A 23390-nucleotide genomic window follows, 5' to 3' on the forward strand; every position below is an offset into this window, starting at 1 on the left:
GACGTCGACGTCTGATGTTTTGTAAGTCACGGAACTCGGCGGAATTTAGGTTCAATGTGTAGGTCCTGGCCGCCTTGAAACGTTTTGCGATGGCGGCCGCAACCAAAGTCGGATCAAGTACTTATTGCATCGTTCTTGCCTGGCGTTGGATCCGCCCCGCGGACGCGCCAGTAGATGACGACCCAACGTGACGCAGACCACGAAGCCAGCAGCCGTAATTCCCTTAGAACAGCGGCCAGGGCACCGCCGGCATCTCTCCGCCCGGAGCCGGGAACCGTCCGGCCAAGCGCAACTGGGCGCAGCGCGCGGCGAGTGATGCGATTTCTTCGGCGCTGAGCAAGCTCGCCAAGTTGCGGCCCAACTCACCATGCAGTCCTTCACTGACACGATCCAGGCCCTCTTCTTCGTCGGAGGTTAGAGCGTCCCCCAGCCATCCCCACAGCACCGTGCGCAGCTTGTGGTCACGATGAAAGGTGAGTCCGTGGTCCACGCCGTGCCGGTGTCCGTTCGTCATGGCAAGGATGTGGTCGCCTTTTCGATCCGCGTTGTTGACGACGACGTCGAACACCGCCATGCGTCGGAGCGCCGGCGAGTCTTCGTGAATGAGGGCGACCATCCGTCCGTTCTCATCTCGTCCCTCGAGAACCTGTTTCCAGCCCGTCTCCGGCACGCGGTCCATCGAGACCAGGTTCACGGCGCTTTGGTCCGGGTCGTGCTCCTTCCAGAGCTGCACCATTCCTTCGCCCATCGGACCATCACGCAGCCAAGTGTGAGGCACGACGTCCCAACCGAAGGCCTGCGAGACCAGGTAGGCGGCCACCTCCCGGTGGGCCAGCGTTCCCTGCGGAAAATCCCACAGCGGACTTTCGCCGGCCATCGGCTTATAGACAACCACCTCGTCGCCGATGCTGCCAAGAAATGTGGCGTTTGAGGCCGTCGTGATGCGGCCGGTGAGCGTCAGCTCGGCGGTCACCAGGTCCGGTGTTGGCATCAGGCCTCGGGAAGGGGGCAGATGTGTCCGTCGGCGTCCATGGGATAACCGCAGAGCGGGCACAGCGGACGTCCAGCACCCACGATCTCGCGGGTGCGCTTGGCGAATGCACGGGCGGTGCCGACCGGCATTCGCACGCGCAGCAGTTCGGGCTCGTTGGCCCCGCCCTCCTGAAGCGATTCGTCGTCGTCCTCGGAATCAGAATCAGCATCGGGATCGTCATCGGTGACGGGGCGGGCCTCAATTACGATCTGGGCCGTGGTTGGGTCCCACCCCAAGCTCATTGCCCCAGTGCGAAACTGTTCCTGGACGGCCTCGAGCGGGTCATTGTCGACAAGTTCAATGGGAGTACCCGTGGGAATGCTGAAGGGGTTGCCCTCGACGGTGATGAGCTGGTCGAGAATTTCGTCGATCTTCTCCGCGAGCTGAGCCGACTGCTGTTTCTCCATGGCAATACTCAAGACTTGCTTCCCTGCGCGCACCTGCAGATAGAACGTGCGCGCCCCCGGAAAGCCAATGGTGCCAATGACGACCCGATCAGGCCAGGAGAACTCATGAACACGTGTATGCATGTCAGTATTCTAGGCGCAAGAGGTTCACGGCGTCTTTTGCCCCGCGCCGCCGCCCACCGGCGCATCGCCAGAGTGAATGCCGTTCGACAACCACGAAAGATCGCCCCCATCGGTGTTGGTGGCGTAGACGTTCGGCCGACTGGCGCCGTAACGCACGATCGATATGGAGGCGGGGCCCACGTTGATGCGCTGGAACATGTCAAGGTGCATGCCGAGAGCGTCAGCGAGGATTGATTTGATGATGTCACCGTGACTGACTGCCGCCCACACGGCCTCTGGCCCGTGCTCGGCTTCGAATGCTGCATCGTGACGCCGAATCGCTGCCACTGACCGGGTCTGCATCGCTGCCATGGACTCACCCCCTGGAAAGACGACGGCGGACGGTTGCGACTGGACAACCGGCCACAAATCCTCTGTCGCGAGATCACTAAGCGTGCGGCCCTGCCACTGGCCGTAATCGCATTCGGTGAGGTCGAGATCAACTGGCGCGTACGGCGCACCGGTCTGGCGATCGAGGATGAATTGGGCGGTCTGCTGACAACGCTCAAGCGGGCTCGACACCACCCCGACGAGGGGTACGGGCGCGAGCCGGTCTCCGGTCAGGGCCGCCTGATCCTGCCCGATCTGGTCCAGGCTGACGCCGACAGCCCGACCGGCCAGCAGTCCAGTGGCATTGGCTGTGGAGCGGCCGTGCCGCACGAGGATAACTGTTGCCATCCACCCAGCCTAACCATCCGTCGTCGACGATCCCAGCCCAAAAGCCGAGTGTCACCAACCTGATGGCCAATTGGAGCCAACCGGTTCAGGTGTGGCCTGTTGATCTGCCGGCCATCAGCAGATACCGTCGTGGCGACTCGCTTCAATCACCCTCCATGAACACATTGACCGGGCAGGGTCGAGGGACGGATGCTTTAGACATGAAACTCCTCGAGTTCGATAGCGTCTCCGTGGCGGTCGACGAGTTCGGCGACAAGAGTTCCCCTCCGGTCTTGCGCATCGCCGGAGCCACCCAATCCATGGACTGGTGGACCCCGGACTTCTGTCAGATCCTCGCTGCGGAAGGACTGTACGTTATTCGGTACGACCAGCGGGATACCGGGGTGTCGACGACGAGCCCGCCGGGCAGACCGGACTACGTGGGCATTGACTTGGCAAACGATGCTTTTCGGATCCTTGATGCGCTCGGCATCGACGCGGCACATCTCGTGGGTCTGTCGATGGGTGGCGGTATCGCGCAGTACGCCGGTGCCACCGAGCCGCTGCGTGTTCGAACGCTCAGTCTCATCGAGTCGTCACCGATCGGAGGTGACGCGGGAGAGCTACCCCTCCCTGACGTGAGCCTGGGCGCGGCGGAGAACGAACTCCCTGTGGTGAGCAACTGGAACGTCGCCTCGACCGTCATTGATTACCGGGTCGAAGCCGAGCGCCCCTATGGGGGGTCGTTCGGCTTTGATGAAGACCGTATCCGTGCAATCGCCACCATCGAGTTTGGCCGCACGAAGAGCATGGAATCCTCGATGCTCAATCACTTCCTCGTTGCAGGCGACACCGAGGCGGACCCGTCGACGGTCACAATGCCGACTCTTGTCATTCACAGTGACTCGGACCCGTTATTCGCGCTGCCCCACGGGGAGGCACTCGCCCACATGATTCCGCACGCCACGTTGCTGCGTGTTCATGGCATGGGGCACGAGGCGCCGCCGCCGAAGGTGTGGGGTGTCGTCATACCTGCGCTTGTCGACCACCTGCGGAGAAATCGCGAGACCGTCACATCCGGAGCCGCAGGCGCCGATGAGTGACAAGAACGCGGCACGTGACGCGCCCACCTGGCTGACGGATACCCGGACCTCGTACGACATCGATGCCTCCGGTTACGCAGAAAAGGTCCAAGGGCTGCTCGAAGCTCATCCACACCTGCGGGCACACTTGGACGTGTTCGTGGAACTCGTCCAGCGCGAAGGAGGCGGGCGGGTGGCCGACGTAGGTTGCGGCCCCGGATATGTCACGCGGTACCTTCAGGATGCAGGTACCGAAGCGTTCGGGATCGACCTCTCACCCACGATGGTCGCCATCGCCCAGCGTGCCTACCCAGATCTGCACTTCGAGGTGGGGACGATGACGAACCTCGATCTGGCCGCTCACTCCGTCGCCGGCATCGTGGCCTTTTGGTCCACGATCCACGTTCCTGACCACGCCATGGCCGGTGTGATCAAAGAGTTTCATCGTGTCCTGCGACCCGGGGGCCACGTGCTCGTCGGTTTTCACGTCGGGGACAATACAGAGCACGCCTCCAGTGGATATACTGGCCAGCCGATCAGTGTCGATACTCACTTTCGACAGGCCAGCAAGATCTCTGACTGGTTGCGCGATGCCAACTTCCAGATCGAGTCCGAGTCCGTCTTCCGGCCAGACGACGTGGTTCCGGGTGGCATAGTTCTCGCCCGGAGACGTAGCTGAGCATTTTTCTGCCCAGCCATCGTGCAACTTTCAGGTGACGGCAAACGTGTCGACGCAACAGAGCAAAATCGAAACCGACGGACCCGTGCGGCCCGCGAATACATGGTGAAGGTGACCGAACTGCAGTACCCGGAACGTCCCGCCTTCGTCCAGACGGTTCTCCGTACCGGAACGTAGTGGGGTTTAGATTCAACGTCTGCAGCCACGAGCCGGGGCGCTATGGTCATGAGCTTCAGGGCTTCTGCTAACGTGACCGAACCGAACAGCTAAGAGGTCTTGATGGAAGCAAAGGTCATCCGCCGGAGCCAGTCCGCGTCTGTGCAGCGCATCTTGGAGTCGAACGCGGAGTACTCGCGTCGTGTTGAGGGTTCCGTGCCGACTCCGACAGCTGCGGTCGAGGTGCTCTCCGCGTTGCCTCCGGATGTGGCTGTCTCGCAGAAGGTGGATCTCGGTCTGTGGAACGGTCCGGAGTTGGCCGCCTTCGCGGACGTCATCATCGGATGGCCCGCCGCGTCTGTCGCTCATATCGGCCTGCTAGTCACGGACGGCGCCCGTCATGGTGAGGGTCTCGGTCGCATGATGCATGAGGCTGTCATCGACCTGATCGGTAAGAACCCGAGCATCCAGACACTCCGTTTGTCGATCGTTGACACCAATGCGGACCTGGTCGAGCCATTCTGGGTGAGGCTCGGCTACAAGCCCACCGGTGAAGCGGCGGCATACGTTTCCGGCAGTGTGGAGTCGACGGCTCGCATCTGGGTGCGGCCGGTCGTTGTCGCGCAGATGTTCCGCAAGGAACGGACCGCGGTGGATTTCCGCTTTAACGTGTAGTCGCTTTCCGGTTCAACTTCTGGTTCCGGCAGGGGGATCGGGTGTCTGGTCGAGACCACCAAGTCACACGCGGGCATGAAGTATCGAGACATTGGCGATGTCGAGCAGCTCGGGGCAGTGGTACGCCTCCACTGAACGCGCAATCCGCGATCTCGCTCCCGTCGAAGCCGCTCGCGCCGAGACGTGGCTACGTATGCTTCAGCCTTCGTTCAGTGTCAACCGGAATGCCTCGGTGCTCGAACTCGGCGATGACGGCCTCATAGAGGCGCATGTAATCGACGGCGGGATAGTGGATCACGTTGATTTTCAGACACGGAACACCGTCTTTCATCTTGAGCCGAGGGATGTCCAGGGGATCGTTGAAACGGAGCTCGAAGGCGCGGTTCAGATCGGCCCGGTCCCACAAGAGCCGAATATTGGCAATGTTGTCGTACCGGATGCTGGTGACGCGGGAAATGGATGCCCAGGGGATCTTGTGACCACCCCGCACGGTGATGCCGCTAGCGGAGATCTTCAGATCGATCGCGTTGCTGCCCTTGCGCGCCATGCCCATCCACGCAGTCATTACCCCGACGCAGCCGTAGATGAGAACCAGCGCGCCAACGGTCGTAGGCGTCCCACTGAGGATGATCTGTGCACGGCCGCTCGACGTGTCGGGAAGGTCGTTGAGGATCAAGTACAGGCCCATCGGCAGCAAGATCGAGGCCAACAAGAGCAGGAGTATGCTCTTGTCCATCCTGGGTGAATGGTGCATATCCGAACTGGTGAATTCTTTGAATGGCTGCTTGTGCCATGGTGAGTTCCTCATGGGAGTGCTGTCTTCGCTCTCATCGATAGTTCATACCAGTTTTCGCGGTTGTGCTTTCAACGGTTGTTTGGCGCGTCGGGCCCAGCGGAGGCGACGCCATCCCTACGATTCATTCTTGCAGACTTCGTCAGTGCCGGCCTGACCGGCCCGGTCCCTCCACAGCAGACTCGGCCTGAGCAGGTTCGGGGAAAACGCGCAGCGCAGGGGATCCGCGGCTGAGATGATCGCGCACACTGGTTGGGGCCATTTTGTGGACACCTGAGCTCCAAAATGATTGCAGTTGGGAATCACTCTGGGCTAGGGTTCAAGCGTTTCCAGAATTCAACGACCCAGGGAGTTGCCATGGCCCGGACGCGGGTACACAGCCTGTTCGTTTCGTCGGATGGGTATGCGGCTGGTGATGACGTAACGCTCGAAAAGCCGATCGGTGAAGCAGGGGCGCTCTTCGGCAAGTTCGACGGACGCGTCATCCATGGCATTCAAGGCATGAACGACCCGGTGACCGTGGATCGGGCCATGTTCAGCATGTGGGGCCAGGGTATCGGGGCGGAGATTATGGGCCGCCGTAAGTTCGGTCCGCAGTCGGGAGATTGGCCCGACGACGGCTGGGAAGGATGGTGGGGAGACGCGCCGCCCTTCCTCACTCCGGTGTTCATCCTGACTCACTATCCTCGTGAGACACTCGAATTCGCCAACGGCACCAGCTTCCACTTCGTAGATGCGTCGCCGGAGAAAGCGCTTCGTCTGGCGCAGGAAGCGGCCGGTGGGATGGACGTTCGGATCGGCGGCGGGCCGTCGACAGTGAGCGAATTCCTGCAGGCTGATCTCATCGACTTTCTGCATGTGGTGATCGTTCCGATCGTGCTCGGCACCGGTGTCCGGATCTGGGATCATCTTATTGGCTTGGAAGACCGATTCAGCGTCGAATCCATCAGCACGGCCAGCGGACTGACGCATCAGCTGTGGAACAGGAAAGACCGCGCCTGAAGTGGTCACGTCGTCGAGAGGTTGCTGTTCATGACGGCCAGTTGAAAGTACTGCCTTCGCCGTAGGAATCCCGGCGGGCGGTGTACGCCAGGGCAGCATGGTCACGTGCGTCGTCGCCGATCAGCACCCGAAGCGGGCGGCCAGGGTCTGACAGGTGGGCGACCAGCAGCTCCGCCGCCAGCGACGGATCGGCATCTGTCGACGGCGCATCGGGATCGACCGCGGGCCATGGGATCTCCGCGGTGCCAAACACGGCTGTACGAAGTTCGTCATACGCCGATTTCGGGGCTGCGAACTGCATGCTCGAACCGGCCCAATCGGTCGCGAATCCGCCGAGCTGGGCGATAGTCACGTGGATCCCGAACTGGGCGACCTCGGTGGAAAGGGCCTCGCTGAATCCTTCGAGTGCCCATTTGCCCGCGTTGTACAGGCCGAACGTTGGCATCGAGCCGATGGCGCCGACTGTCGAAATCTGCACGATATCGCCACCATCACGGGCCCGCAGGTGTGGGATTGCGGCCTGACAGACCCACATTGCGCCGAACAGATTCAGGTCTAGATGATCACGGGCCTGCTGCTCACTGACCTCTTCGATGGCTCCGACGAAACCGGAGCCCGCGTTATTGACGACAACGTCGAGGCCGCCGAAGAAACTCGCCGCATGATCCACGGCGGCGGCGACTGCGGCTGCATCACGGACGTCGAGGAGGACTTCCCTTGCCGAGTCCGGGTGGTCGGCCAGCAGATTCGACATGGCTCCGGCATAACGGACAGTTCCTATGACGCGGTCTCCTTGTTCCAGGGCGGCCTGCGCAAACGCCCGGCCGAGACCGCGGCCCGCACCGGTGATGAGCCAGGTGCGAGAAGTGCGTGATGAGTCAGTCATGGAATGGTTCCCTCCAACGAAACGGTCCGTCTCGTCAGGCTAGCAAGGGCATAAGTGGGGTTTCAAGACGTATCGGCTCCTCTCGGGCGGACTCGTTGTCGCGTGGGCGGGACTCACCGAGTTGGAGCAGGCCATCAATGCACAGGCTGCACACCATCTCCACGGCGCAAGTCGGCAGATCAGCGCAGCTGGAGCTCGATGAGCGGGTGATCCGCGAAGATCTCGAGTATGAGCTCGAAGTACGTCGTCCCGAGTCCGTTCCGCAGCTCGTCGAGATCCGACTGGATGCGTTGCTGGTTGAAGGAATTCGGCTGTGACAATTTGGTGTGCAGCCACCGCTGGGTCTCATCGAATCCGAGCGCGTCACGGCTGTGGGCATGGTCGATCCAGACGAACGTAGCAGGATCACCCTCGCGGATCTCACCGTCAACCCGGTAGAGGATGTCGTTGAACCCGTCCAGGCTCTGCCCGAGGCGCCAGTCTTCGTCGGCCATCAGCTCTCGATTGAACTGCTCGTACAGGTCTGAGATGCCGTGCACCTCGGCACCGTCGATTCGGTACTGCTTCATTGCTTGGCGTCCTTCCACTTGTCTGTTCATGACAATAAACCACGATGCGTAATTGCCGCTTTTGCCTCATGTGAATCCAGCCACCGCATTGCAGGGCGCTGTATCCTGAGCAAAATGCTCGCGTGCGCGGCCGAGAGGAACCCCCTTGTCCATACGTGTTCCCGAATCCCTGATTCCGGTGTTCCTTAAAGTGGCCCGCGCCAACCGGCCTTTTGTCAGCGAGGCGGGCGCACACCAGCGTATTCGCGAGCGCACCTTGCGCCCCGAACCCTTTGGTCCGCCGACGCGACTGTATGGTGTGCGGGTTGACCGCCGGTTGCCGGATCCACTTGGATGGCCCGTGTATGACGTGGAGCCGGCGGACAAAGCCCAGCCCGAAGAGGGGCAGGCATCCGTGGTCGTGTATGTCCATGGCGGCGGATGGGTCAATGAGATCCGGCTCCAGCACTGGCAGCTGACCGCTCGCGTGGCGCGGGAATCACGGCAACGCGTCGTGGTGCCCATCTATCCGCTCGTGCCCTTTGGGACGGCGCGCGAGGCGAGGGACGGCGTCGTCGAACTTGTCAGGGCAGAACTCGACGCCGGCAACGAGGTGCGGCTGGCAGGTGACTCGGCCGGTGGCCAGATTGCGCTCTCGGTGGCCCTGGAGCTTCGCGACCAAGGGATTGTGCTTCCCTCCACCACGCTGCTTTCGCCTGCCTTGGACCTCAGCTGGAAGAACCCGCGGATCGACGTCGTGCAGCCCAGCGACCCGTGGCTGGGGCGCCCCGGAGGGAGTGTGCTGGCGGAGGCTTGGCGCGGTGCCGACCCCATCGGAGACCCCGTGGTCAGCCCGTTGTTCGGGGACATGTCCGGGCTTGGGCCGCTGACAGTCCTCACCGGAACGCGCGACATCCTCAACCCCGACGCGCACCTCTTGCGGGCCAAGGTGCAAGCGGCCGGAGGCCAGATGGCGTGGCACGAGGCCGAAGGGCAATTGCATGTGTATGCGCTCCTTCCCACCGGGGCCGGGGAACAGGGCATGCGAACCATCGTGGAAAGCATGCAGCCCACGGACGGCATGTTCGGCGCCTGCATATGAGGCATCACCCTCAAGGATGATGCCCTAGCGCGCCGGAGCCCAACCTAGGGCAGGGCCCAGCTTGGTAGCAATATCGGTGAGGATCTGGACATAGTCTTCATGGTCAAAGCTGAAGGGCAGCGCGAAAGCAACCTCATCGACCTCCTGGAAGCCTGCGTGTGCATATAGCTGCTCGGCAATCTGAGCGCTGGAGCCAATGAGATCCGCGGCGAACAACATCCGCCGTGGCCCTTGGGGTGTGAGCGTTCGGGGCGTGCGTTCTTCGACGTACCGCTGGTATTTAGCCTGCTGGGTAGGTGTCGCCGAATCGGTAGGGATCACCACCAAGCCTTGGGAAACCCGGGCGCCGCTAATGGCCTGAGTTGAGTGTGCTGCGGCTTCACGGAAAGCACGGATCTGAGATTGTTGGATGCTGGCGAACTCCGGAACCTGATTGGCTCCAGGGAAGATCACGCTGCTGGAGAGCAGATTGAACCCATTGGTCCCGGCCCAGATGGCCGATTTTGCGCTGGCCGCCCCGTACCAAAGTCGCTGCCGCAGGCCGGCCGAGTGCGGCTCCACGCGGTTGGAAAACTCCTCAACGACGCCCTGCCTACCCGAAAATTCCCGAACAGGTTCTCCCGCAATCAAACGGGCCAAGCGGTCCACTCGTGCGTAGCTGAAGTCTTCCTGCCCGGCAGAATCAGGGTACAACTGATGCTTCACGGTGTCGAAGTTCATTGGTTCACCAACACTCAGGCCCGGGTTGATTCGCCCACCAGCCAGCAGATCCACTGTGGCCAGATCCTCGGCCAAGCGCAACGGGTTTTCCCAGCCCACGGGGGTCACCGCGGTGCCCAGCTCGATCCGGGAGGTGCGCTGGCTCGCCGCAGCCATGATCGCAATGGGGGAGGAGATACCGAACTGCAGATGCCGGTGGCGCAGCCAGGCGCTGTCGAAGCCAAGCTGCTCGCCCAGTTCGATGACCCGCAAAGTTGACTCGTGCCCCGCTGCGGGATCTGCCGGGTCAAACAGGCCAATGGTGAGGAATCCGAGCTTGCGCAAAGGCTGCGAGGAGAGTGGCATGAACTACTTTCATGGAGAGGGACGGCATTTGTTTCTCATAATATGTGCGTCGTCCCACGGGGCGGCCGGAAAGGAGCGGGAAGTTACTTTTCAAGTCCTCGACGGACCGAAACCAGGCCTCAGGCGTAGCGGTGAGTCCAGCAGAAATGCGCTCAGGCTTCGGTGGCACAGTCTAGGATGTTTTTGCGCGGCTTTTCGCTGGGGTGTCCGAGAATCAGGGCATAGCCGGTCTGAGGCGCCTCAACCACACCGACCGCAAGACCCAAGGAGCGCACCATGTCTGTTGGCTTGCTCGCCATCGTTGATGACATTCTGACCGCCGCATTGAAGGCGTCGGCCAAATCGGCAGGCGTGGTAATTGATGATGCCGCCGTCACCCCGCAATACGTTGCAGGCCTGACTCCCGCCCGCGAACTCCCGGTGGTGGCCAAGATCGCCCGCGGTTCGCTCATCAACAAATTCGCCATCATCATTCCCCTGGCCCTGCTGCTGACAGCATTTGCGCCGTGGGTGCTGCCGTACCTGCTGATTGTCGGCGGCATCTACCTGTGCTTCGAGGGTGCCGAGAAGGTGACCGAATGGTTTGGCCACGTTCACGCCAGCAAGGACGACGGGGCACGCGATGAGAAGGCGCTCGTTGCTGGTGCCGTACGAACAGACCTGATTCTTTCCACCGAGATCATGCTCATCTCACTGTCCAATCTTGACCCGGAGATGGGCTTCTGGATGCGGCTCGGTGCCCTCGTGATCATCGCCCTGGTGATGACGGCGCTGGTCTACGGTGCGGTTGCGCTGCTGGTGAAGCTCGACGACGTCGGCATCAAGATGGAGGGCAGCGACAAAAGCGGCACGCGCAGGATCGGCACGGGGATTGTCCGTTCCATGCCGACCGTATTCCGCGTCATCAGCATCATCGGCACAATAGCCATGCTCTGGGTCGGCGGCCACCTGGCCATCCTCAACCTGGGCGAGGTGGGCTGGCACTGGCCCGCAGACCTGCTCCACACTGTTGGACACGCTCTGGAGCCCCTGGGCGCCGTCATCACCTGGTTCGGTGACACCCTGGTATCTGCGATCGGCGGACTGTTGATCGGCCTGGCCGCCGTCGGCGTCATGCTCATCGTCCAGAAGGTACGGCCAGGCCACGAGCACGCGGAAGCGTAAGACCACCCAGGTCATTTGAACCAAGCTCGACGGCGGCACCCGGCCAGGCGCGACGCCGCTCCTCGAGCAATGGCGTCCAAGCCGCGGCCTTCCCGGCGGAAAGCCCGGGGTTCAGCCGACAGGCGTGGCCGGACCGCCTTCCGCGGTAGCCCGGTTCCGGAGGACGCAGAATTCGTTGCCCTCGGGGTCTGCCATCACCACCCACGTCACGTCTGCGCCCTGCCCGATATCAATCCGGGTGGCACCCAGGGCCTCCAAACGCGCAACCTCGGCCGCCTGGTCATCCGGCCGCAGGTCCAGGTGCAGCCGGTTTTTCACCGCCTTCTCCTCGGGCACCCGCAAAAACAAGATGTCCGGGACGACCCCGGCTTCGGCGCTGCCGGGCAGTGGCTCCAGCGCCACCTCATCGTCATCGTCCTCCTCGATGACCCGCCAGCCCAGCGCCTCCGCCCAGAACTGCGCCATTTCGGCAGGCATGATGGAGTCAATGGAGAGGTTTTCGATGCGCAAGACCATCCAGCCATTCTTCCCCCAACTGTGCCGATTTGAACAGGGCCCGGCCGGAATAGCCGTTCGAAATCAAGCCACAGCCGGGCAAGGTGTGGAACTGTTGAGCCCATGAACCCTGCCGAACAACGCACGCCCGAACTTGCCGACAACCGCACGGGTCCGCCGTTCATGGCGGGGGAGCGGGAGTCACTTGAAGCGTGGTTGGAGTTTTACCGCGAAACCCTGCCCCTGAAGGTCGGCGGACTGACGGCGGGGCAGCTGTGCCATGCCGCCGTGCCGCCCTCCACCATGACGATCGCGGGGATCGTCCGGCACCTGACCGACGTCGAACGCTATTGGTTTTCCAATGTTGTGGCGGGGACCGGTGAAGCTGCCCGGTACCGCTCGGAGCACCCCGATGCTGACTTCACCGACTACGACGAGACCACGGCCCTTGCCGACGTTGCTGCCTATGCCCATGAACTCGAACGCGTCCGCACGCACGCGGCCGGTGTGGGCGACCTCGACGCGCCGCTGCCGGGTCTCCGGCACGGCCGGCAGTTGAACCTGCGCTGGGTTTACACGCACATGCTGGAAGAGTACGCGCGGCATCTGGGGCATGCGGACCTGCTGCGCGAATGCATCGACGGCAGCACCGGCTATTAGGTGCCCGACCGGCCGTGAGGGAAAGCTCACGTTCCCGGTGCAGGCATGGCACCGGTACGGGGCCCGTCCGGATGGCTGCGGTACTGTAGCAGGCAGAGCCATTCCCGGGACTGTGCGACGCCATTGACGTCCCGGATGACATGTTGAAGCGACAAACCTGGAGGTGGAATGCGGCCCGGACGCATTTCCAAAGTACTGGCTGCGGCCGCAGCACTGGCACTGGCCCTGACGGCCTGCACCGACACGACACCGTCCCCCGACGTGTCGGCGACATCCACCGCTGCTGCAGCCGGCGGCAACGTCACTGTCCTCGAGGGTGCGCCGTTTACCTCGTTCAACGCGATGAGCGTCACCGGCGACACGCAGACAAACGCGCGGATCGAATCCGCCACGCACTCAGGCTTCAACACCGTTGGCAGTGACTTGAAGATCGTGAAGAACGAGAAATTTGGCAAGTACGAAAAGGTCAAAGACAAGCCGCTGACAATCAAATACACCATCAACAGCGGTGTGCAATGGTCCGATGGTGCGCCGGTGACTGCGGATGACCTGTTCCTGGAATGGGCCGCGACGTCGGGCTATTTCAACGATTCAACGCTGGACAAGGACTTCGCCGTCACCACTGGGACGGCATATTTTCATGCGGCAGGGGACCACACCGGCCTGGCCCAGACTGAACTTCCTGTCATCAGTGACGACAGGACCTCCCTGACTCTGACCTACACAACCCCGTTTTCCGACTGGGAGACCGCGCTTGGATCCACCGTCGGCATTCCTGCCCACATCGTGGCGGTGCGATCGGGACTTGCGGACGCCGCTGCGTTGACGTCGATGTTGCAGGACGTGCCAAAGGGGGACCCTGAAAAGCCCGTGCCCGCCGACCCAACGCTGCGCAAGGTGTCGAATTTTTGGAACACCGGCTTTGACACCACGCGCATGCCCGACCCGTCCCTGGCCTTGTCCAACGGGCCCTACCTGGTCAAGGGAGTCACTGCTGAAAAGGAGCTGGTCCTGACCCGCAACGCGGATTATGCGTGGGGGCCGGTTCCCAAGCTTGACACCCTGACAGTGCATTATGAGAAGGATCCGGACAAGCAGGTGGCTGCCCTTGAGGCGGGAACGGCCGACGTCATCTCGCCGGCCGTGACGCCTGAACGGCGCAGCACCCTGGCGGGTCTGGAGCCCGAGGGTGTCCAGATCCAGCAGGGCCAGGGGCTGGGTTTCGACCAGGTGGTCTTGAACTTCAAGGGTGTCCTGTCGCCCTTGGATTTCCGTGAGGCATTTCTGCACACAGTTCCCCGGCAGGCCGTCGTTGATCAGGTGGCCAAGCCCCTTGACCCGGATGCGGAGCTGCTGAACTCGTTCATGTTCCGTCCGGCGCAGGTTCCGTACAAGGAATCTGCTGGCAGCAACGGCATCACCGAATTTTCCGCAGCGACGCCGGAGACGCCCGCAACGGAGAATCCCGGCATGGAAAAAGCCAAGGAACTGCTCGACGGCGCCCGGCCCACCGTGCGGATCCTGTACAACAAGGATGATCCAGACCGGGTGCTGGAGTATTCCTTGATTGCGGACTCGGCCACCGCCGCCGGCTTCACAGTCTCCGATGCAGGCCGGACAGCAGACGAATGGCTTGCCGCGTTGAAGGACGGCGCCTACGACGTGGCCCTGTATGGCTGGACGGGCAACCCCACGGGGTCGGTCCAGGTGCCGCAGGTCTTTAAGACCGGGGCGGCCTCCAACCTCAACAACTTCTCCAACACAGTCGTGGACCAGCTCACCGAACAACTGGCGGTGGAGCCGGACGACGCCAAGCAAAATGCCTTGAAGATGCAGATCGACAAGCTTGTCATTGAGGCCGGTTACGGGCTGCCGCTGTTCCAGCGCACAGCCCTCAGCGCCACCGGCAAGCACGCCGCAGGGGTGGAATATTCTCCGCTGGACATTGGCCCGTGGCACAGCGTTGCCCAGTGGTCGCACGTCAAATAGCCGCCCTGTCCCGGCGCGCACGAACAATCAACGTGAGGAATCCGAGAACCGTGAGCCCCGAAGCAATCCCCGAAAGCGCACTGCGCATCACCAGCCATGAAATCCTGGCGCTGCTCTCCTTCAACCCCGGCCCGGGCGCGGAGCTGAGCCGCAGCGTGCTGGCACTGTCCGATTTGCCGCAGGACAGCGACCTCGTGCGCGCAGGGGTGACCACACTGCACATTCGGGACATGGCTGAGGCGGACGGCGAGAGCATCAACCTGCTTGACGGTGCGCTCGTGCTGTCAGTCATCGTCTCGACGGCCACCCAGTGGCTTGAAGTCACCCGGTTTGGTGCCAGTTCCTCCCAGCCCGTCTATGTGGTTGATTCCCCGCACGGAAAGGCAGCCATCTTTGCGCGGCCGCTGAGCCAGTATTTGTGCGTGCCGCTGCGTCCTGACATTGACGTCCTTGATTTCATGGCGCAATCAGTCAACAGCGCGGTCGAGGACGCCGAAGGCATGGCCGGCGGGCTGGTCATTGTCCGCCAGCACCGCCCGGGTGCCGAGATCACAGCAGTGAACGTCAAGGTCAACGCCGACGGCACTCGGGAATTGGCGGCTCCGCCCGTGCAAAAGGACGGCCAGCTCACGGTCACCGAGATCCCGGCCGGCGAACAGCCCGGACGCCTGGTCAGGGGACAATTCGCAGTTTCCGGGTAGGCCGGACAGCCGCGAAAAGCGCGCAAAGCACGACGGCGGCAGGTGAGTTTCGTCACGAAACTCAACTTCCGCCGTCGTACTTTAAGCGCGAAAAACCGCCGGTGCAGGCACCAGTGCAGCAAAGTGGGGGCCCCGGATGGCAAAAAATGTGCCAATCATGGGATAAAGTGACTAGGCCGTATTTGTCGATACGACTAGAATGGTGTTATCTGCCGATTCTTCACGGCCAAACATCAATGTGACTTTCTGCTTTGCCCTTCCGGGCCTGCAGCCGGGCCCAACTGAAACGAGTCTTCACGCATGAGCGATCTTTCTCTCAACACTGCCTCGCGCAATGACCTGCGCAACGTCGCCATCGTGGCGCACGTTGACCATGGCAAGACCACCCTGGTCGACGCCATGCTCAAGCAAACGCACTCATTTGCCTCACACGGCGACGTTGCTGAGCGCGTCATGGACTCCGGCGACCTGGAGCGCGAAAAGGGCATCACCATTTTGGCCAAGAACACCACGGTGGCTTACGACGGCCCCTCCGCCAACGGCACCGTCATGACGATCAACGTCATCGACACCCCCGGCCACGCCGACTTCGGCGGCGAAGTTGAGCGCGGACTTTCCATGGTCGACGGCGTCGTGCTCCTCGTTGATGCTTCCGAGGGCCCGCTGCCGCAGACCCGTTTCGTGCTGCGCAAGGCGCTTGCCGCAAAGCTCCCCGTAATCCTGTTGGTCAACAAGACCGACCGCCCCGATGCCCGCATCGAAGAAGTCGTGGCCGAGTCCATGGACCTGCTCCTGGGCCTCGCCTCCGACATGGCCGATGAAGTTCCGGACCTGGACCTCGACGCCGTTTTGAACGTTCCGGTTGTTTACGCTTCCGGCAAGTTGGGCCGCGCCTCCCTGACGCAGCCCGGCAACGGTGAAGCACCGGACAACGAGGACCTTGAGCCGTTGTTCCAGACCATCCTCGAGCACATCCCGGCCCCCACCTACAACCCTGAAGGTGTCCTGCAGGCGCACGTCACCAACCTTGACGCGTCCCCGTTCCTGGGCCGCCTTGCCCTGCTGCGCATCTTCAACGGCACCCTGCACAAGGGCCAGACCGTTGCCTGGTGCCGCCAGGACGGCACCGTCAAGCCCGTCAAGATCACCGAACTGCTGGCCACCAAGGCACTGACCCGCGTGCCGGCTGATTCGGCAGGCCCCGGCGAAATCGTTGCTGTTGCCGGCATCGAGGACATCACCATTGGTGAAACCCTCACCGACATTGACAACCCGCAGCCGTTGCCGCTGATCACGGTTGACCCGCCGGCCATCTCCATGACCATCGGTATCAACACCTCGCCGATCGCCGGCCGTGTCAAGGGCCACAAGGTCACTGCGCGCCAGGTCAAGGACCGCCTCGACAAGGAGCTCGTCGGTAACGTTTCCTTGAACGTTCTTCCCACCGAGCGTCCCGACGCCTGGGAAGTTCAGGGCCGTGGCGAATTGGCACTGTCGATCCTCGTGGAGCAGATGCGCCGTGAAGGCTTCGAACTGACAGTGGGCAAGCCCCAGGTTGTCACCAAGCAGGTCGACGGCAAGACGCACGAGCCGATGGAGCACATGACCATCGACGTACCCGAGGAATACCTCGGTGGCGTCACCCAGCTGCTGGCAGCCCGCAAGGGCCGCATGACCAACATGGCCAACCACGGCACCGGCTGGTGCCGCATGGAATTCATCGTTCCGGCCCGTGGCTTGATCGGTTTCCGCACGCGTTTCATGACCGACACCCGCGGTGCCGGCATCGCTGCCTCGCTGGCCGAAGGCTACGAGCCGTGGGCCGGCCCCATCGAATACCGCACCAACGGTTCGATCGTGGCTGACCGCTCTGGCGTCGTCACCCCGTTTGCGATGATCAAGCTCCAGGAGCGCATGAACTTCTTCGTGCAGCCCACCTCCGAGGTGTACGAGGGCATGATCGTTGGCGAGAACTCCCGTGCCGACGACATGGACGTGAACATCACGAAGGAAAAGCAACTCACCAACATGCGTGCAGCTTCCTCGGACACCTTCGAGAACATGACCCCGCCGCGCAACCTGACCTTGGAGGAATCCTTGGAATTCGCTCGTGAAGACGAGTGCGTCGAGGTCACCCCGGAGGCAATCCGAATCCGCAAGCTGATCCTGAACGCAGGCGACCGCGCCAAGGCTTTCCGCAGCCGCGCCAAGGCCTAGTCCCCACGCGTGGGCCCATCCGCGCACTTAGTTTCATAGCTTGTCCACAGCAGCCCGTCCCGGTTTTCACCGGGGCGGGCTGCTGTGTCTAAAGTCTCATCTCGGTAAAGATCTGCCCAGAAGGGCGCTTGTTTACTTCCTAGTAACATTTGGTGGCTAGGATTGTGGGGTATGAGTTGGAACACCTTCGGATTCAAAGATGAACCCGAATACCTTGCAACATTGGTGATTTCGCTCCAAACCAATAAAACATCAAGGAGGCGGAATGCGTTTCACACGCACTTCCAAGGCACTGGGAATCATGGCCGTGCTGGCCATGTCCCTCACCGCATGTGGTGGCGGCTCGGGTGACGGCGGCAACGCTGCCGGCGACACCACCAAGGTCATCACGGCCAACGGCACCGAACCCGAGAACGGCTTGCTGCCTGCCGACACGAATGAGGTTGGTGGCGGTCGCGTCATGGACCTGCTGTTCACCGGCCTGGTGAGCTATGACGTCAAGGGCGCCCTCGTAAACGAGCTGGCCGAGTCCATCGAGACCACGGATTCCCAGAACTACAACATCAAGCTGAAGGCAGGCCAGTCGTTCAGCGACGGCACGCCCATCACTGCGAAGAGCTTCGTGGACGCATGGAACTTCGGTGCCGCGGCGAAGAACAAGCAGAAGAACAGCTACTTCTTCGAGTCCATCAAGGGCTATGACGTGGTTTCCGCCGAAGGCGCCACCGAGGACAAGATGGAGGGCCTGAAGGTTGTTGACGACACCACCTTCACAGTCGAACTGGCCCAGCCCGAGTCCGACTTCCAGCTGCGCCTGGGCTACACGGCGTTCTACCCGTTGCCCGAGTCTGCTTTCGCAGACCCGAAGGCCTACGGACAGAACCCCGTTGGCAACGGTCCGTACAAGTTGGTCGATGGTGGCTGGAAGCATGACGTGTCCATCGAGCTCGTGCCCAACGACAAGTACAAAGGGCCGCGCGCAGCTAAAAATGGCGGCGTGACCTTCAAGATTTTCAACAACTTCGACGCCGCCTACACGGACGTCAAGTCGGACAACCTGGACATCTTGGACCAGGTCCCGCCGAGCGGTCTGCAGAACTATGAGGCTGACTTCGAAGGCCGCTTTGTCAACCAGGCTTATGCCGGCAACGCGACCATGACAATCCCTTCATACATGCCGGAATTCCAGGGCGAGGCCGGCCAGCTGCGCCGCCAGGCCATCTCCATGGCAATCGACCGCCAGCAGATCATCGACAAGATCTTCTACGGCACCAAGAAGGCCGCCACCGAATTCACCTCACCCGTGATCGATGGTTATTCCGCAGACCTGCCCGGCAGTGAAGTGCTGAAGTTCGATGCAGCCAAGGCCAAGGACCTTTGGGCCAAGGCCGACGCAATCGAACCGTGGCCGGCAGACAAGGTCTTCACCATCTCCTCCAACATCGATGGTGCCGGCAACAAGGAATACATCACTGCCATGGCTAACCAGATTTCCACCAATCTGGGCATCAAGGCCGAGCTGAGCCCGATCGCAACATTCAAGGAAATGCGCGCCCTGGTCAACTCCAAGAAGCTCACCGGCGCGTCGCGTGCCGGTTGGCAGGCCGACTACCCGTCGCTGTACAACTTCCTCGGTCCGCTGTATGGCACCGGTGCAGGTTCCAACGATGGCGACTACTCCAACCCTGCCTTCGATGACAAGCTGAAGGAAGGCTTGGCAGCCACCGACGTTGAAGCCGGCAACAAGCTCTTCAACGAAGCCCAGGAAATCCTGTTGAAGGACCTGCCGGTTGTGCCCCTGTGGTACCAGGCAGTCCAGGGCGTGTGGAGCAACAACGTCGACACTGTTCAATTTGGCTGGAACGGCGTGCCGCTGTACTACGCAGTCACCGCCAAGTAGAAGTTTTCACTGCCGTGGCATGAAAAGGGGAACCCGGCCTCACCGCCGGGTTCCCTTTTTGTGTCACCTTGCACCCAGTCTGGCTTCGCAGTTGTGCCCATTTATGTGCAAGCTGGCCGACCAGACCCGGTGCCCTGTACCAACAACTATTGAACAGGTAATTTCATGAACGATTTGTGCCTACGGGCCCTGGGCGTGGTGACACTGTTATGGTGATGTTCACGTTCCGCCGCTTTCTGCAGCTGATTCCCGTTTTCTTTGGGGCGACGCTGCTTGTCTATTTCCTCGTCTTTGCCACACCAGGCGATCCCATCGCAGCGCTTTCCGGCGGCAAGCCCATGGCTCCCGCCGTCGAGGCAGCCCTGCGGGCCCAGTACAACTTGGACCAGCCCTTCTGGGTCCAGTACGGGCTTTACCTGAAAAACCTTGTGACCTTGAATTTGGGTCAAACCTTCTCCGGGCAGGAAGTTGCAGCCGTCATCGGCCGCGCCTACCCGGTGACTGCGCGCCTGGCCGTCATGGCGCTGGCGTTTGAAGCAGTCTTCGGCGTCTTTTTCGGCGTTATCGCAGGTCTGCGCAAGGGCAAGCTGTTTGACAGCACCGTCCTGGTTGCATCCCTGGTCGTTATTGCCGTTCCCACCTTCGTTCTGGGCTTCGTGCTTCAGCTCGTGGTCGGTGTGCAGCTCGGCTGGGCAAAGCCCACCGTCAGCGGCAGTGCCCCGTGGAACGAACTGGTGCTTCCCGCCATGGTCCTGGGGCTCGTGTCCCTCGCCTATGTCATCCGGCTTACCCGGGCGTCCATCAGCGAGAACATGAGCGCCGACTATGTTCGCACGGCAACGGCCAAGGGCCTGAGTCGACGGCGGGTCGTTATTGTCCATATCCTGCGCAACTCGCTGATCCCCGTGGTGACGTTTTTGGGTGCGGACTTGGGCGCCCTTATGGGCGGCGCCATCGTCACCGAGGGCATCTTCAACGTCCCCGGCGTGGGCAACCTGCTCTACCAAGCCATTCTGAAGGGCGAGAGCGCCACGGTTGTTGCCGTGGTGGGCATCCTGGTCATTGTGTTTGTGGTGGCCAACCTCGTTGTGGACCTTTTGTACGCACTGCTCGATCCGAGGATTCGCTATGTCTGAAAATTTGACGCCTGAAACTGAACCGAGGAAATCAGGGACTTCGGCCCCGCGCCTCGGCAAGACCTCCACCCGCGTGATTGCACATTACGTTGCGCCGTTGGAGGAAACGCCCCTGGCGGCCGTTGACAAGGTTGAAGAAGGCGGAGCGCCGCTGAGCCTGTGGGCAGAGGCCTGGCGCAACCTGCGCAAGCAGCCGCTGTTCATCATCTCGGCATTGCTGATCCTGCTGGTGGTGGTGGTGGCCATCTTCCCGCAGTGGTTTGCCACCGTGGACCCCACGAGCTGCACCTTGGAGGACTCCGCAGAGGGCGCCCGTTCCGGCCACCCTCTGGGATTCACCCTCCAGGGCTGCGATGTGTACTCACGCATGATTCACGGCACCCGGGCATCACTGACGGTTGGCATCTTCACCACCATTGGCGTGCTCATCATTGGTGGCATCATGGGCGCACTCGCCGGCTACTACGGCGGCTGGCTCGACGCCATCCTTGCCCGTCTTGGTGATATTTTCTTCGCCCTGCCGTTGATCCTTGGTGCCATCATCATCAACCAGCTGCCCGCCTTCCGCGACAACAAGAGCGTGTGGACGGTCGTTGTTGCGCTGGTGATCTTTGGCTGGCCGCAAATTGCGCGCATCACCCGTGGCGCGGTCCTGGAAAACCGCAATGCTGACTTTGTCACGGCGTCCAAGGCGCTGGGGCTTTCCCACTTCAGCGCATTGGTGAGGCACGTGTTGCCGAACTCGCTGGCGCCCATCATCGTGGTGGCGAGCATTTCCTTGGGCACGTTCATCGTGGCCGAGGCGACACTGTCATTCCTGGGCTTGGGGCTTCCCCAGTCCGTCATGTCGTGGGGCAACGACATCTCGGATGCCCAACCGCAGGTGCGCAACAACCCGGGCGTGCTTCTTTGGCCCGCTGCTGCACTGTCAATCACCGTTCTGAGTTTTATCATGCTCGGGGACGCACTGCGCGACGCCCTCGATCCCAAAGCAAGGAAGAGGTGATTCCTGATGTCAACCATTGAATTCGGGAAGTCTGACGCTCGGAAACCAGCCAGCGCGGACGATGCACCGCTGTTGGAAATCAAGGACCTGGCCATCACCTTTGACACGCAGAGCGGCCCGGTCAACGCGGTGCGCAATGCGCACCTGACCATCATGCCCGGTGAAACCGTTGCCATTGTGGGGGAGTCCGGTTCGGGCAAGTCCACCACGGCGCTGGCCGCCATTGGCCTGTTGCCCAGCAACGGCCGCGTCAGCGGCGGGCAGATCATCTTTGACGGCGAGGACATCACCAAAGCCAGCTCAAAGCGGATCGTCGAACTCCGCGGGAACTCCATCGGCATGGTTCCGCAGGACCCCATGTCGAACCTGAACCCGGTATGGAAGATTGGTTTCCAGGTCAAGGAAACGCTCAAGGCCAACGGCCTGGCCGGGACGGATTCCAAGGCACGCGTGGCGGAGGTGCTGGCGGAAGCCGGCCTGCCCGATGCCGAGGCGAGGGCCAAGCAGTACCCGCACGAGTTCTCCGGCGGCATGCGCCAGCGTGCGCTGATCGCCATCGGACTGGCCTGCCGCCCCCGCCTGCTCATTGCCGACGAACCGACGTCGGCCCTGGATGTTACTGTGCAGGGCCAGATCCTTGACCACCTAGACCGGATGACAACGGAGCTGGGCACCGCCGTGCTGTTGATCACCCACGACCTCGGCCTTGCAGCCGAACGTGCGGAGAAACTTGTGGTCATGTACAAGGGGCAGGTGGTTGAATCGGGTCCCGCACTGGAGATCCTGCGCAACCCGCAGCACCCGTACACGCAGCGCCTGGTGAACTCCGCCCCCTCGCTGGCGTCCAAGCGGTTGCAGTCGGACAAGGCAAAGGAAGCCCTGGCGGCCGCAGCTGCGGCCGCCACGGTGGAAATCATGGAACCAGCAGACGTCCGCAAGGCAGCCCTGGCTGCCGAAACGGCCGGCGGCATCCACCTGCACAAGCCGGCCGGCCGTGGCGACACGATCCTGGAGATCAAGAACCTCACCAAGGTCTTCAAGCTCCGTGGCTCCTTGGGCAAGTCCAGCGACTTCAAGGCGGTGGATGATGTCTCGTTCAGCGTGAAACGTGGATCCACCATGGCGATCGTTGGCGAATCCGGATCCGGCAAGTCAACTGTGGCCCAGATGACGTTGAGCCTGCTGCCGCCCACCGAGGGCAACATCGAGTTTGACGGCGTGGAAGTGAACACGCTCAAGGGCAAGGCGCTTTTTAACTTCCGCCGCCGTGTGCAGCCGATCTTCCAGGACCCCTACGGTTCGCTGGACCCGATGTTCAACATCTATCGGACCATCGAGGAACCGTTGAAGATCCACAAGATTGGCAACGCCAAATCGCGGGAGAAGAAGGTGCGCGAATTGTTGGACCAGGTTTCCATGCCTGCCTCAACCATGCAGCGATTCCCCAACGAACTCTCCGGCGGCCAGCGCCAGCGCATCGCCATCGCACGGGCCCTTGCCTTGAACCCGGACGTCATCATCTGCGACGAGGCTGTCTCGGCGCTGGATGTTCTGGTGCAGGCGCAGGTGCTGAATTTGCTCAACGAGCTGCAGGAAGACCTGGGGCTGACCTATTTGTTCATCACCCACGACCTCGCTGTGGTCCGCCAGATCGCCGACGACGTGTGCGTCATGCAAAAGGGCCGTCTCGTGGAGCAGGCAACCACCGACGAGGTATTCAGCAACCCGCAGCAGCGTTACACGCAGGACCTGCTCAACGCCATCCCGGGAGCCTCGCTTCTGGTTTAGCGCAACCTGTCCAAAACGCAGTTATGGCACGGCGAAGGCCGGCACACCACGGAAACCCTTCCGGTCGTGCCGGCCTTTGCCGTGCAT

Annotated in this window: 22 protein-coding genes; 14 read left to right on the forward strand and 8 right to left on the reverse strand. The window is 61.9% G+C overall.

The window, feature by feature from the left end; translation table 11 throughout:
• Positions 1-223 precede the first annotated feature (223 nt).
• The 3 genes from AC1L6K_RS06145 to AC1L6K_RS06155 are packed head-to-tail and all read right to left on the reverse strand — an operon-like array spanning position 224 to position 2280.
• Positions 224-991, reverse strand: coding sequence for an SCO1664 family protein (locus AC1L6K_RS06145; protein ID WP_480951829.1), 768 nt, complete (start codon positions 989-991; stop codon positions 224-226).
• Entirely contained in the window at positions 991-1563 is a 573-nt protein-coding gene (locus tag AC1L6K_RS06150; RefSeq protein WP_480951830.1) for a DUF3090 domain-containing protein, read from the reverse strand. Before AC1L6K_RS06150 ends, AC1L6K_RS06145 begins: the two co-directional genes overlap by 1 nt.
• Positions 1564-1587: 24 nt before the next feature.
• On the reverse strand, positions 1588-2280 hold the full coding sequence (locus tag AC1L6K_RS06155) for a histidine phosphatase family protein (RefSeq protein WP_480951831.1): 693 nt from the start codon (positions 2278-2280) through the stop codon (positions 1588-1590).
• Positions 2281-2435: 155 nt separating this feature from the next.
• On the opposite strand from AC1L6K_RS06155, the gene AC1L6K_RS06160 reads away from it, so the two are divergent.
• The 3 genes from AC1L6K_RS06160 to AC1L6K_RS06170 all read left to right on the forward strand — a co-directional run bounded on the left by AC1L6K_RS06160 (position 2436) and on the right by AC1L6K_RS06170 (position 4851).
• Complete coding sequence (locus tag AC1L6K_RS06160) at positions 2436-3362, forward strand: alpha/beta fold hydrolase (protein ID WP_480951832.1); 927 nt, start codon at positions 2436-2438, stop codon at positions 3360-3362.
• Positions 3355-4020 (forward strand): class I SAM-dependent methyltransferase, encoded by a 666-nt coding sequence (locus tag AC1L6K_RS06165; protein ID WP_480951833.1) that lies wholly within the window; start codon positions 3355-3357, stop codon positions 4018-4020. The genes AC1L6K_RS06160 and AC1L6K_RS06165 overlap by 8 nt, the downstream gene beginning before the upstream one ends.
• A 279-nt stretch (positions 4021-4299) precedes the next feature.
• On the forward strand, positions 4300-4851 hold the full coding sequence (locus AC1L6K_RS06170) for a GNAT family N-acetyltransferase (protein WP_480951834.1): 552 nt from the start codon (positions 4300-4302) through the stop codon (positions 4849-4851).
• 187 nt (positions 4852-5038) lie between these two features.
• Here the strand turns inward: AC1L6K_RS06170 and AC1L6K_RS06175 are convergent, their stop codons facing one another.
• Positions 5039-5587 carry a hypothetical protein gene (locus tag AC1L6K_RS06175; protein ID WP_480951835.1) on the reverse strand — a complete coding sequence of 183 codons (549 nt, stop codon included), beginning with the start codon at positions 5585-5587 and terminating at the stop codon, positions 5039-5041.
• A gap of 414 nt (positions 5588-6001) precedes the next feature.
• Here AC1L6K_RS06175 and AC1L6K_RS06180 point away from each other — a divergent pair, with 414 nt between their 5' ends.
• Positions 6002-6646, forward strand: a complete 645-nt coding sequence (locus AC1L6K_RS06180) for a dihydrofolate reductase family protein (RefSeq protein ID WP_480951836.1) — start codon at positions 6002-6004, stop codon at positions 6644-6646.
• A 28-nt stretch (positions 6647-6674) separates the two neighbouring features.
• On the opposite strand, the gene AC1L6K_RS06185 is transcribed toward AC1L6K_RS06180, so the two are convergent.
• Both AC1L6K_RS06185 and AC1L6K_RS06190 read right to left on the reverse strand, forming a co-directional pair.
• Entirely contained in the window at positions 6675-7532 is an 858-nt protein-coding gene (locus tag AC1L6K_RS06185) for an SDR family NAD(P)-dependent oxidoreductase (protein WP_480951837.1), read from the reverse strand.
• Between the two features lie 179 nt (positions 7533-7711).
• A complete protein-coding gene (locus AC1L6K_RS06190; protein WP_480951838.1) occupies positions 7712-8101 on the reverse strand; it encodes a barstar family protein in 390 nt (129 codons plus the stop codon).
• A gap of 145 nt (positions 8102-8246) precedes the next feature.
• Here AC1L6K_RS06190 and AC1L6K_RS06195 point away from each other — a divergent pair, with 145 nt between their 5' ends.
• Positions 8247-9182 carry an alpha/beta hydrolase fold domain-containing protein gene (locus AC1L6K_RS06195; RefSeq protein ID WP_480951839.1) on the forward strand — a complete coding sequence of 312 codons (936 nt, stop codon included), beginning with the start codon at positions 8247-8249 and terminating at the stop codon, positions 9180-9182.
• 24 nt (positions 9183-9206) lie between these two features.
• Here AC1L6K_RS06195 and AC1L6K_RS06200 read toward each other — a convergent pair whose 3' ends face one another.
• Positions 9207-10247 (reverse strand): LLM class flavin-dependent oxidoreductase, encoded by a 1041-nt coding sequence (locus tag AC1L6K_RS06200; RefSeq protein ID WP_480951840.1) that lies wholly within the window; start codon positions 10245-10247, stop codon positions 9207-9209.
• Between the two features lie 276 nt (positions 10248-10523).
• Here AC1L6K_RS06200 and AC1L6K_RS06205 point away from each other — a divergent pair, with 276 nt between their 5' ends.
• A complete protein-coding gene (locus AC1L6K_RS06205) occupies positions 10524-11411 on the forward strand; it encodes a DUF808 domain-containing protein (RefSeq protein ID WP_480951841.1) in 888 nt (295 codons plus the stop codon).
• A gap of 111 nt (positions 11412-11522) precedes the next feature.
• Here the strand turns inward: AC1L6K_RS06205 and AC1L6K_RS06210 are convergent, their stop codons facing one another.
• Positions 11523-11927 (reverse strand): VOC family protein, encoded by a 405-nt coding sequence (locus AC1L6K_RS06210; RefSeq protein ID WP_480951842.1) that lies wholly within the window; start codon positions 11925-11927, stop codon positions 11523-11525.
• Between the two features lie 102 nt (positions 11928-12029).
• Between AC1L6K_RS06210 and AC1L6K_RS06215 the strand changes: the two genes are divergently transcribed.
• The 8 genes from AC1L6K_RS06215 to AC1L6K_RS06250 all read left to right on the forward strand — a co-directional run bounded on the left by AC1L6K_RS06215 (position 12030) and on the right by AC1L6K_RS06250 (position 23303).
• On the forward strand, positions 12030-12566 hold the full coding sequence (locus AC1L6K_RS06215) for a DinB family protein (RefSeq protein WP_480951843.1): 537 nt from the start codon (positions 12030-12032) through the stop codon (positions 12564-12566).
• 168 nt (positions 12567-12734) lie between these two features.
• Positions 12735-14555: an ABC transporter substrate-binding protein gene (locus AC1L6K_RS06220; protein WP_480951844.1), complete on the forward strand. Its 1821-nt coding sequence runs from the start codon at positions 12735-12737 to the stop codon at positions 14553-14555.
• Positions 14556-14605: 50 nt separating this feature from the next.
• A complete protein-coding gene (locus tag AC1L6K_RS06225) occupies positions 14606-15256 on the forward strand; it encodes a hypothetical protein (RefSeq protein ID WP_480951845.1) in 651 nt (216 codons plus the stop codon).
• A 300-nt stretch (positions 15257-15556) separates the two neighbouring features.
• Positions 15557-17473, forward strand: a complete 1917-nt coding sequence (typA, locus tag AC1L6K_RS06230; RefSeq protein WP_480951846.1) for a translational GTPase TypA — start codon at positions 15557-15559, stop codon at positions 17471-17473.
• Positions 17474-17738: 265 nt separating this feature from the next.
• Positions 17739-19373 carry a peptide ABC transporter substrate-binding protein gene (locus AC1L6K_RS06235; protein ID WP_480951847.1) on the forward strand — a complete coding sequence of 545 codons (1635 nt, stop codon included), beginning with the start codon at positions 17739-17741 and terminating at the stop codon, positions 19371-19373.
• A 209-nt stretch (positions 19374-19582) separates the two neighbouring features.
• On the forward strand, positions 19583-20509 hold the full coding sequence (locus AC1L6K_RS06240) for an ABC transporter permease (protein WP_480951848.1): 927 nt from the start codon (positions 19583-19585) through the stop codon (positions 20507-20509).
• The gene (locus tag AC1L6K_RS06245; protein WP_480951849.1) at positions 20502-21515 is read left to right on the forward strand and encodes an ABC transporter permease; all 1014 of its coding nucleotides are present in this window, start codon (positions 20502-20504) and stop codon (positions 21513-21515) included. The genes AC1L6K_RS06240 and AC1L6K_RS06245 overlap by 8 nt, the downstream gene beginning before the upstream one ends.
• 6 nt (positions 21516-21521) lie before the next feature.
• Positions 21522-23303, forward strand: a complete 1782-nt coding sequence (locus AC1L6K_RS06250; RefSeq protein ID WP_480951850.1) for a dipeptide ABC transporter ATP-binding protein — start codon at positions 21522-21524, stop codon at positions 23301-23303.
• The last annotated feature ends 87 nt before the right edge of the window (positions 23304-23390 follow it).

It is taken from the genome of Specibacter sp. BI4 (assembly GCF_056680095.1).

What these genes read in the sequence shown, in the direction of transcription:
- AC1L6K_RS06145 (WP_480951829.1), bottom strand. Translation starts at nt 991, where the DNA reads ATGCCAACACCGGACCTGGTGACCGCCGAGCTGACGCTCACCGGCCGC.
- AC1L6K_RS06150 (WP_480951830.1), bottom strand. Translation starts at nt 1,563, where the DNA reads ATGCATACACGTGTTCATGAGTTCTCCTGGCCTGATCGGGTCGTCATT.
- AC1L6K_RS06155 (WP_480951831.1), bottom strand. Translation starts at nt 2,280, where the DNA reads ATGGCAACAGTTATCCTCGTGCGGCACGGCCGCTCCACAGCCAATGCC.
- AC1L6K_RS06160 (WP_480951832.1), top strand. Translation starts at nt 2,436, where the DNA reads ATGAACACATTGACCGGGCAGGGTCGAGGGACGGATGCTTTAGACATG.
- AC1L6K_RS06165 (WP_480951833.1), top strand. Translation starts at nt 3,355, where the DNA reads ATGAGTGACAAGAACGCGGCACGTGACGCGCCCACCTGGCTGACGGAT.
- AC1L6K_RS06170 (WP_480951834.1), top strand. Translation starts at nt 4,300, where the DNA reads ATGGAAGCAAAGGTCATCCGCCGGAGCCAGTCCGCGTCTGTGCAGCGC.
- AC1L6K_RS06175 (WP_480951835.1), bottom strand. Translation starts at nt 5,587, where the DNA reads ATGGACAAGAGCATACTCCTGCTCTTGTTGGCCTCGATCTTGCTGCCG.
- AC1L6K_RS06180 (WP_480951836.1), top strand. Translation starts at nt 6,002, where the DNA reads ATGGCCCGGACGCGGGTACACAGCCTGTTCGTTTCGTCGGATGGGTAT.
- AC1L6K_RS06185 (WP_480951837.1), bottom strand. Translation starts at nt 7,532, where the DNA reads ATGACTGACTCATCACGCACTTCTCGCACCTGGCTCATCACCGGTGCG.
- AC1L6K_RS06190 (WP_480951838.1), bottom strand. Translation starts at nt 8,101, where the DNA reads ATGAAGCAGTACCGAATCGACGGTGCCGAGGTGCACGGCATCTCAGAC.
- AC1L6K_RS06200 (WP_480951840.1), bottom strand. Translation starts at nt 10,247, where the DNA reads ATGCCACTCTCCTCGCAGCCTTTGCGCAAGCTCGGATTCCTCACCATT.
- AC1L6K_RS06205 (WP_480951841.1), top strand. Translation starts at nt 10,524, where the DNA reads ATGTCTGTTGGCTTGCTCGCCATCGTTGATGACATTCTGACCGCCGCA.
- AC1L6K_RS06210 (WP_480951842.1), bottom strand. Translation starts at nt 11,927, where the DNA reads ATGGTCTTGCGCATCGAAAACCTCTCCATTGACTCCATCATGCCTGCC.
- AC1L6K_RS06215 (WP_480951843.1), top strand. Translation starts at nt 12,030, where the DNA reads ATGAACCCTGCCGAACAACGCACGCCCGAACTTGCCGACAACCGCACG.
- AC1L6K_RS06220 (WP_480951844.1), top strand. Translation starts at nt 12,735, where the DNA reads ATGCGGCCCGGACGCATTTCCAAAGTACTGGCTGCGGCCGCAGCACTG.
- typA (WP_480951846.1), top strand. Translation starts at nt 15,557, where the DNA reads ATGAGCGATCTTTCTCTCAACACTGCCTCGCGCAATGACCTGCGCAAC.
- AC1L6K_RS06235 (WP_480951847.1), top strand. Translation starts at nt 17,739, where the DNA reads ATGCGTTTCACACGCACTTCCAAGGCACTGGGAATCATGGCCGTGCTG.
- AC1L6K_RS06240 (WP_480951848.1), top strand. Translation starts at nt 19,583, where the DNA reads ATGGTGATGTTCACGTTCCGCCGCTTTCTGCAGCTGATTCCCGTTTTC.
- AC1L6K_RS06245 (WP_480951849.1), top strand. Translation starts at nt 20,502, where the DNA reads ATGTCTGAAAATTTGACGCCTGAAACTGAACCGAGGAAATCAGGGACT.
- AC1L6K_RS06250 (WP_480951850.1), top strand. Translation starts at nt 21,522, where the DNA reads ATGTCAACCATTGAATTCGGGAAGTCTGACGCTCGGAAACCAGCCAGC.